Origin of the sequence: Microbacterium sp. (assembly GCF_036823965.1) — a bacterium.
GTDB lineage: Bacteria > Actinomycetota > Actinomycetes > Actinomycetales > Microbacteriaceae > Microbacterium.
On the sequence record NZ_DAITBE010000005.1, the window covers coordinates 277,581 to 284,396 of the forward strand.

The 6,816-nt window shown below is 69.6% G+C and carries 6 protein-coding genes; all 6 read right to left on the reverse strand.

Going from position 1 to position 6,816, the window contains the following annotated elements; translation table 11 throughout:
- Positions 1-152 precede the first annotated feature (152 nt).
- Positions 153-1,106, reverse strand: a complete 954-nt coding sequence (locus tag V7Z82_RS11180) for a sugar kinase (protein WP_334151485.1) — start codon at positions 1,104-1,106, stop codon at positions 153-155.
- Complete coding sequence (locus V7Z82_RS11185; RefSeq protein ID WP_334151486.1) at positions 1,103-1,747, reverse strand: bifunctional 4-hydroxy-2-oxoglutarate aldolase/2-dehydro-3-deoxy-phosphogluconate aldolase; 645 nt, start codon at positions 1,745-1,747, stop codon at positions 1,103-1,105. Before V7Z82_RS11185 ends, V7Z82_RS11180 begins: the two co-directional genes overlap by 4 nt.
- Complete coding sequence (manD, locus tag V7Z82_RS11190) at positions 1,737-2,966, reverse strand: D-mannonate dehydratase ManD (protein ID WP_334151488.1); 1,230 nt, start codon at positions 2,964-2,966, stop codon at positions 1,737-1,739. The genes V7Z82_RS11185 and manD overlap by 11 nt, the downstream gene beginning before the upstream one ends.
- 82 nt (positions 2,967-3,048) lie before the next feature.
- Positions 3,049-4,443 carry an MFS transporter gene (locus V7Z82_RS11195; RefSeq protein WP_334151493.1) on the reverse strand — a complete coding sequence of 465 codons (1,395 nt, stop codon included), beginning with the start codon at positions 4,441-4,443 and terminating at the stop codon, positions 3,049-3,051.
- 41 nt (positions 4,444-4,484) lie between these two features.
- The gene (locus tag V7Z82_RS11200) at positions 4,485-5,489 is read right to left on the reverse strand and encodes an L-idonate 5-dehydrogenase (protein WP_334151496.1); all 1,005 of its coding nucleotides are present in this window, start codon (positions 5,487-5,489) and stop codon (positions 4,485-4,487) included.
- Positions 5,486-6,816, reverse strand: a 1,331-nt coding sequence (locus V7Z82_RS11205) for a mannitol dehydrogenase family protein (RefSeq protein WP_334151498.1), incomplete at its 5' end; no start/stop codon positions are given. The genes V7Z82_RS11200 and V7Z82_RS11205, both read right to left, overlap by 4 nt.

Sequence of the window (6,816 nt, forward strand, 5' to 3'; positions counted from 1 at the left end):
CATGGAGCGGACCGTCCAGGGGCTGGCTGCGACCGCGGGCCGTCGGTCGTCTGCAGGAGACCCCGACGGATGCACGAGGAATCCACCGGGATCGGTCGTGCAGATGTCGGATGCTCGTGCAGATGGCGAAGGCCCGACCCAGCCAGCCGCCGCTAGCGCCGCACCGGGTCCGCCCCGCCGTCGAGGAAGCGCGCGAGGTCGCGCAGCGTCGGCGCGGCCTCCCAGTCGCCGGGAGTGAGGCAGGCCATCGCGCCGCAGGCGTTCGCGCGGCGCAGGGTCGCGTCGACGTCGAGCCCGTCGAGCAGCGCGCTCAGGTAGCCCGAGACGAAGGCGTCCCCCGCGCCGACCGTGTCGATCGCGTCGATCACGAACCCGGATGACTCGACCGTCGTATCGCCGATGAACACCGTCGCGCCGGCCGGGCCCTGCTTCAGGACGGTCGTCGCGCATCCGGCATCCCGCAGCAGCGCAGCCGACTCGGCGGACGACGCATCCGGGTACAGGATCGCGAACTCGTCGTCGCCACCGAACACGATGTCCGCGTGCTCTGCGATCTCGCACAGCACGGGGCCGGCGACGGCCGGAATGGCCAGCGCCGAACGGTAGTTGATGTCGAAGCTCACCGTCACTCCGGCGGCTCGCGCCCGAGCGACCGCGGCGAGCACCGCGTCACGCGCACTCGTCGACAGCAGTGGCGTGATCCCGGTGACGTGCAGCAGTGACGCGCTCTCGACCCAGCCATCGGGCAGATCCGCCGCACCAAGACGAGACCCGGCCGATCCAGCCCGGTAGTAGTGCACGGCGGTGGATGCGGCGGACGGCCGCTCCTTCACCATCAGGCCGGTCGGAGCATCCGGATCGACCACAGTCCGAACGTCGACGCCCTCTGCGCGGATCTCGCGCGCGACCCGCTCGCCGAGCGAATCGTCGCCGACCCGGCCGAGCCACGACACGGCGACGCCGAGGCGCGCCAGCCCGATCGCCACGTTGGTCTCGGCGCCGCCGATGCCGAGCGCCATGCCGTGGGCGTGACGCAGCGAGCCGATCTCGGTCGTGCGCACGAGCGCCATGGTCTCGCCGAGCGTGACGACGGATGCAGCGGTCACCGCTCGCAGACCTCGACGAACGCCTGGGCGCGGTCGCGCAGCGCCACCAGGTCGCCGCCAGTGAAGGCGTCGCCGAGCAGCGGCCCGCCGACGCTCACCGCGACAGCGCCGGCCTGCAGCCAGGCGGCGGCTCCGGCCAGATCGACACCGCCGGACGGCACCGCGACGAGGTCGGGGAAGGGTCCGCGCAGGTCCTTCAGATACGCGGGACCGACCTGTCCGGCGGGGAAGATCTTCACGGCGGATGCTCCGGCCGACCACGATGCGAACAGCTCGGTCGGGGTGAGGCCGCCAGGAACGATCGGCACACCGGCATCCGTCGCCTGCTGCACGAACGCGGGCGAGGTGATCGGGGTCACGAGGTAGCTCGCTCCGGCATCGACCGCCTTCGCGAGGTCGGACGAGTTCGTCACGGTGCCGACGCCGAGGTCGGCGACGCCGCCGTACTGCGCGAGCAGGTGCGGCAGCCGGTCGAAGGTGCCGGGCGTGGTGAGCGTGAGCTCGACGCTGCGGATGCCGGCGTCGATCAGCACATCGAGCACACGGTCGTAGTCCTCGGCGCGCTGCGCCCTGGCCACGACGATGAGTCGCGAGTCGACGCTGCGCGAGGGCAGCGCGACCCGAGCGACCTCACCAGTCATGGACCGTGCCATCGAGCAGACGGTTCACCGGCAGGTACGCCTTCGTGTAGTCGTATCCTGCTGCGGCGTCCTCGTCGAGCTCGACACCCAGGCCGGGCTTGTCTCCCGGGTGCAGGAAGCCCTTGTCGAACGTGAACGACGTCTGGAACACCTCGAGCGTCTGCTCGTTGTGCGGCATGTACTCCTGGATGCCGAAGTTGTGGATCGCGAGGTCGAGATGCAGCGCCGCGGCCATGCCGACCGGCGAGATGTCGGTCGGGCCGTGGATGCCCGACTTGATGCCGTAGATCGCGGCGAAGTCCAGCAGCTTCTTCATGGCCGTGATGCCACCGGTGTGGGTCACCGCCGAGCGCACGTAGTCGATCAGGCGCTCGGTGATGAGCGTCTGGTAGTCGTACACCGAGTTGAAGACCTCGCCGATCGCGAGCGGGGTCGTGGAGTGCTGGCGCACCAGGCGCAGCGCCGTCTGGTCCTCGCCGGGGGTGCAGTCCTCGAGCCAGAACAGGTCGTAGGGCTCGATGTCCTTCGCGAAGCGTGCGGCCTCGATCGGCGTCATGCGGTGGTGGCCGTCGTGCAGGATGCGCAGGTCGGTGCCGAAGTCCTCGCGGATCTGCGAGAAGATCCCCGGCATGTGGTTGAGGTAGTTGCGGGTGTCCCACCGCTCCTCGCTCGGGCGGCCGTTCTCGACGCGCTTGGCGGGCTCGTAGTCGTAGCGCACGCCGGGGCCGGTGGCCGAGACGCCGTAGATCTGACCGAGGCCCGGGACGCCGGTCTGCACGCGCACCGCGGTGTAGCCGAGCTCTTCGTAGCCGGTGATCGCGTTCTTCAGCGCGGCGTAGTCGGTGCCGGAGGCGTGGGCATAGACGCGCACGCCCTCGCGGCTCGCGCCGCCGAGCAGCTGGTACAGCGGCATTCCGGCCTTCTTGGCCTTGATGTCCCACAGCGCCATGTCGACGGCGGCGATCGCGGCCATCGTGACCGGGCCGCGGCGCCAGTACGGTCCGCGGTAGAGGTACTGCCAGGTGTCTTCGATCCGGTCCTCGTCGCGACCGATCAGCATCGAGGCGACGTGGTCGGCGAGGTAGGAGGCGACCGCGAGCTCGCGGCCGTTCAGGGTGGCGTCACCGAGCCCGGTGATGCCGTCGGAGGTCGTGATCTGCAGCGTCACGAAGTTGCGGCCGGGGCTGGTGATGTTGACGTCGACGAGCTCGATGGTCATTGCGAGGTTCCTCAGAAGTGGAGTGGAAATGGAGTGGGGTGCGGCCGTTCGGGCGGCCGCACCCCGAGTGGGTGTGGTTCGATCAGATCGCGTCGCGCGGATCGGTCAGATCGCGACCGGCGACCTCCGGCATCCAGATCGACGCGATCAGCGCGCTCAGCGTGAAGATGAAGAGCATGATGATGATCGGGATGAACGAGCCGGTGACGGCCGAGACCCACGCGGCGGCGATGACGGGACCCGCACCGGTCGCGATGATGGCGGCGATCTCACGGGCCATGGCCGTGAAGGTGTAGCGGTTGCGGGCGCCGAACAGCTCGGGCAGCGTGAGGTTCTCGAGCGAAGCGAAGCTCATCACCGCGAGGTTGTGCAGCACGACGTAGCCGATGAAGACCTGCACCGTGACGCCGCTGCTGATCATGAGCATCGTCGGGATGATGATGATGAGCGCGATGATCGCCCAGATCATGTACATGCGCTTGCGACCGAACCTGTCACCGAGCCAGCCGGAGAGCGGCACGGTGATGAAGGCGACGAGCGACGAGACGATCACGGCGTTGACGCCGATCGAGCGGTCGAGCAGCAGCACGACGGTGATGTAACTGATCAGGTACGTCTGGATCATGCCGGAGTTGCCGGCCTGGCCGAAGCGCAGCAGCAGGGCGATCGAGAACGCCTTCCAGGGCTTGCGCTCCATGGCCTCGAGGGTGCGGACGTCGCCGGTCTCGGTGGCGAGCTGGATCGTCTCCTCGCGGGAGAGGGCCTTGCCGTCGACGACGTCGTCGCGCTCCTCGAAGACCGGGGTCTCCTTGAGGTTGAAGCGCACCCAGATCGCGAAGAGCATGATGATGGCGCTGCCGATGAAGGGGATGCGCCATGCCCAGTCGATGACTTCCTGCTCGCTGTATGCGACGAGGAGGATCGCCCAGATGCCGGAGGCGAGCAGGGTTCCGCAGTTGGTGCCGAGCGCGACGAGCGAGGCGATGATGCCGCGGCGCTTCGCCGGTGCGTACTCGGCGAGCATGACGCCGGCGCCCGAGATCTCAGCACCGGCACCGAAGCCCTGCGCGATGCGGAGCAGCACGAGCAGGATCGGCGCGAGCACGCCCACCTGGTTGTACGTGGGCAGGAAGCCGATGAGGGTGGTCGCGAGCCCCATCAGGAGGATCGTGTAGAACAGCACCTTCGTGCGGCCGGTCTTGTCACCGAGGCGGGCGAAGAAGAACGCGCCGACCGGGCGTGCGACGTAGCCGACGCCGTAGGTGGCCATCGCGGCGACGACCGCCACGGCGGGATTCTCGGAGGAGAAGAAGAGGTCGGCGAAGACGAGCGCGGCTGCCAGCGAGTAGAGCTGGTAGTCCATGAACTCGAGGGCGGTGCCGAGCCAGCCGGAGATGGCGGCGCGAACGAGGTCGCGGACCGACCTCTTCGCGGTGGGGTCATCGACGGCCGGTGCCGTCGTCTGCGGTTCTGACATGGAAGGTACTCCTTTGGACCAGGAACAGGGTGGGGGTATCGCTAGAGGGAGAGCAGGACCTTGGCCGAGGCGGACGAGTCCCGAGCGAGCTCGAACGCCTGCACGGCATCCGATGCCGGGATGACATGCGAGACGACGGAGTCGAGCGCATCCGATTCGGCCAGCATGCTGACCGCGTCGTCGATCTCGGTGGAGAAGCGGAAGGCGCCGCGGATCGTCAGCTCCTTCGCGAGCATCGGCGCGAGGTTCACGCCGATGTCGGCGTTCGGGAGCATGCCGACCTGCACGATGGTGCCGGCGCGACGCGCAGCTCGCACGGCCGAGGTCAGCGCCACGCCGACGCCGGAGCACTCGAGGACGACGTCGTACGATTCGTTCTCGATCGTGTCGCGGCCGACGAGGGAGACCTCGGTCGCACCGAGTGCCTGTGCACGGTCGAGCGGCTCGGTGCGCACATCGCTGGCGCCGACGACTGCGGCTCCGGCGTGGACGGCTGCCGCGACGACGAGCAGTCCGATCGGGCCGGCGCCGATCACGAGCACGCGCTTGCCGGTGATGTCGCCGGCGAGGCTCACGGCGTGGATCGCGACGGCGAGGGGCTCTGCGAGCGCCGCACGCTCGAGCGGGAGGCTCTCGGGCAGCACGCGGACCATCTGCTCCTCGACCAACAGGTACTCGGATGCTCCGCCCTGGCGATGCGGGTTCGCCGCGGCGCTGCCGAAGTAGTCGCCGCCGGGGCGCAGGTGCGGGCGGTCCTCGAGACCGGGGATACTGGGGCCGTAGCGAGCGGGGTGCACGGTCACCGGAGTGCCGGGCGCCAGGCGGCCGGATGGATCGAGGTCGACCACGCCGGACAGCTCGTGTCCAGGCGTCAGCGGCTCACGGATCGTGTACTCGCCGTTCGCGCCGTGGAAGTAGTAGTGCAGGTCGGATCCGCAGATGCCGACGTAGTTCACCCGCAGGCGGACCTCGCCGTCACCGGGCGTCGGGACCTCGCGGTCCTCCCAGCGGATGTCTTCCTTGCCGTGGATGGCGAGAGCCTTCATGGCTGCATCTCCTTCGTGATGGTCTGGGATGCCGAGAGGGCATCGGCGATCGCTGCGTCGACGCTGCGACGCCGGATCGTGTCGATGAGCTCGCCGACGCGAGCGATGAACGAGTCCTGCCCTGCGAGTTCATCACCGAACAGCTGCTGCTCGGCGATCACGCGCTCGGCGAGCTCGCGGCCGTCGCGTGCGGTGGCGGCGAGGGCCTGGAGACGCTCGCGCGCGGCATCCGTCATGGCGGCCGCGTGGACGCCGGGGTCGAAGCCGGGGAGCGGGGCGATGCACGAGAGGTACCCGGCCACGGTGAGGGCGATCAGGTGCGGCATCTCGCCGGCGCGGAGCGCGAGCATCGCCGGCTCCGGGATGCGCTGGCGCAGCTTGACCGATCCGTCGGTGCCGACCTGGCTGGTGCGGTGTCCGAGTGCACTGTTGCCCCAGCGCTCGAAGAGCTCGGACTCGTAAGCGCGGATGTCGACGCCGGACGGCACCTCGATCGAGGGCTCGTACTCGCCGCGCAGCACTGCCAGGGCGGCATCCGCGATCTCGTCGAGACCGATGGCCTCGGGGATCGTGCCCACGCCGCGGAGCGCACCGAGGTAGGCGATCAGGGAGTGCGTGCCGTTGAGCAGGCGCACCTTCATCTGCTCGTAGCGGCCCACCTCGTCGGTGAACACCGCGCCACCGGCTTCCCATGCCGGGCGTCCGCCGGCGAAGCTGTCTTCGATGGCCCACATCGTGAAGGGCTCGGCTGGCACGGGGATCTCGTCGTGCGCACCGAGGAGCGCGCCGACGCGGGCGCGCAGTTCAGGGGTGGTCGCCGGCACGATGCGGTCGACCATGCTCGACGGGAACGAGACGGCGTGGTCGAGGTAGGCCAGCGTGTCGGCGCCCTCGGCCTGCGGGAGCGCCTGCAGGAATTCGCGGACGAGCTTCTCGGTGTGCTTGCCGTTCGCGGCGAGGTTGTCGCAGCTGAGGATCGAGATCGGCTCGCCGCCGGCCGCGGCGCGGGCCTGCAGGCCACGTGCGAGCTGGCCGATCGTGGAGCGGGGAGCACTGCCGCCGAGGTCGGCGCGCACGGTGGCGTCGTCGAGGTCGAGGTGCTGGGTCGCGGCCGAGTAGCTGTATCCGTTCTCGGTCACGGTGAGGGTGACGATGCGGATGCCGGCGTCGGCGATCTGCGCGACGACGCGGCCCGGCTCCTCGCCGCCGACGAAGGCGTCGGTGTGCACGCCGGGGATCGAGAGCGAGGTGCTGTCGGGCGCGATGGTCGCCACCGAGTAGAGGAAGTCCTGCGCGTGCATCGCGTCGACGACGGTGCGCGAGCGGG

Excerpts from the sequence above, each read along its gene's own strand:
- manD (WP_334151488.1), bottom strand. The coding sequence starts at position 2,966 with ATGACCATCGAGCTCGTCGACGTCAACATCACCAGCCCCGGCCGCAAC.
- V7Z82_RS11185 (WP_334151486.1), bottom strand. The coding sequence starts at position 1,747 with ATGACTGGTGAGGTCGCTCGGGTCGCGCTGCCCTCGCGCAGCGTCGAC.
- V7Z82_RS11195 (WP_334151493.1), bottom strand. The coding sequence starts at position 4,443 with ATGTCAGAACCGCAGACGACGGCACCGGCCGTCGATGACCCCACCGCG.
- V7Z82_RS11200 (WP_334151496.1), bottom strand. The coding sequence starts at position 5,489 with ATGAAGGCTCTCGCCATCCACGGCAAGGAAGACATCCGCTGGGAGGAC.